Annotated in this window: 3 protein-coding genes; all 3 read left to right on the forward strand. The window is 47.9% G+C overall.

Annotated elements, in window-relative coordinates:
- Positions 1-442: carbohydrate ABC transporter permease (locus DP091_RS30820; protein WP_146747036.1), on the forward strand; the 442-nt coding region annotated here is incomplete at its 5' end.
- A 2-nt stretch (positions 443-444) separates the two neighbouring features.
- A complete protein-coding gene (locus DP091_RS30825) occupies positions 445-1,278 on the forward strand; it encodes a carbohydrate ABC transporter permease (protein ID WP_113061817.1) in 834 nt (277 codons plus the stop codon).
- Between the two features lie 113 nt (positions 1,279-1,391).
- The gene (locus tag DP091_RS30830; protein WP_071223055.1) at positions 1,392-1,607 is read left to right on the forward strand and encodes a DUF2905 domain-containing protein; all 216 of its coding nucleotides are present in this window, start codon (positions 1,392-1,394) and stop codon (positions 1,605-1,607) included.
- Positions 1,608-1,805 lie beyond the last annotated feature (198 nt).

The raw sequence follows: 1,805 nt of genomic DNA on the forward strand, positions 1-1,805 counted from the left end.
TCTGAAGGGACAGGTTACCGGTTTTATTGCTCTGGTGGCTCTTGCCACATGGCGGTGGACGGGAGTGAATATGCTCTATTTTTTATCGGGGCTCAAAAACATCCCGGGCGAATATTACGAGGCGGCATCCATCGATGGGGCTTCGGCCTTTCAGAAGTTTACCAAAATCACGATGCCTCTGTTGAAGCCTACCACGATTTATGTGTTAACGATCAGCATTTATGCGGGGCTTGCCATGTTTATCGAAAGCATGATGCTCTGGAACGGCAACAACTCCCCGAAAAATATCGGTCTCACGATTGTCGGTTATCTGTACCGTCAAGGCATTGAGAAGAACAATCTGGGTTATGCGGCCGCTGTAGGGATTGTGCTGCTGGCAATCACCATGCTCATTAACCTGACGCAGCTGAAGCTCTCCGGCATGTTCAAGAAGGAGGATTGAGGATGAGAAGAGAAACGCTGGTCAAATTAATCCTCTTTATTTTGTTCTCCATACTGTGCTTTCTAATCCTGGTCCCTTTCTATGCCGTCACCATCGCCTCCTTTAAACCCGGCGAGGACTTGATCCGGTATGGACTGAATCTGAAATTTGATCTGTCGGTGATGAGCCTGGACAATTTCACCTACCTGTTTACGGGCGATCACTCCTACTTCATGTGGTTTTTTAACTCCTTGCTCCTTACGGTTGTGCAGGTTACGTTAACCCTGCTGGTCAGTGCAACCGTTGCCTACGGGTTTGCAGCCTATGATTTCATCGGCAAAAACTTCTTGTTTATCTGCGTGCTTCTGATTATGATGGTTCCTTTTGAAATTCTTCTTCTTCCGCTATACTCCCTGACGTACAACTTGGGCCTAATGAATTCATACTCGGCGATAGTCCTGCCGGGGATCGCAAGCGCGGCCACGATTTTCTTCTTCAGGCAGTATTTAAGAGGGGTTCCAAAAGAAATGATTGCGGCAGGGCGGGTGGACGGCGCGACGGAATACGGAATCTATATGCGGCTGATCCTGCCTGTGATGAAGCCATCCTTCGCTGCTATGGCGATCCTGAACGGCATGAACAGTTGGAACAACTTTTTATGGCCGTTCATGGTGCTCAGCGACGATAGCAAGTATACCCTTCCGATCGGATTGAAGACGCTCTTGACCCCTTACGGGAACAATTATGATTTATTGATTGTCGGCTCTTTTTTCTCGATCATTCCGATCTTTATTTTGTTCATGGCCTTCCAGAAGTATTTTATCGACGGAATGACGGCGGGGGCGGTGAAAGGATAATCGCTTGATTGACAGGAAGGACCCGGCCTTGCAGGAGGCACCCCAAATCCGCTATGATACAAGGAAACCTGCGTGCTTACGTATTTGATTTAATGAATGAGGTGACCGTACCCTTGCATCCTGTAACTCGGGCTCTATTATGGATAGGCGGCGCTCTAATTGTGATCGGGCTGCTGTGGCCTGTCATTGGGCGATTTGTCGGCCGGCTGCCAGGTGACATCGTGGTGGATAAACCCCATGTCAAAATTTATTTTCCGATTGTAACCTGCCTCGTCATCAGCGTGGTGGGCTCGTTGATTCTGTTTCTGATCCAGCAGTTTCGTAAATAGCAGGGATATCATAAGAAAAACGTCTATCGACGTACTTTCTTTAGAAGACAGACCGCGGTTAGGGATGTTTTCTTGCGATATCAGGAAGGCCTAAGTTTCGGAGTTTATGCTTTCTGGTATCTTAAAAAAACAGGCCGGCTAGGTGAACTGCACCCCCATTGTTAGACACATCTAACAGTTGGAGGTGCAGTTTTTTTA

The sequence above is a fragment of the Paenibacillus sp. MDMC362 genome (assembly GCF_003269305.1).
Lineage (GTDB): Bacteria > Bacillota > Bacilli > Paenibacillales > Paenibacillaceae > Paenibacillus_AQ.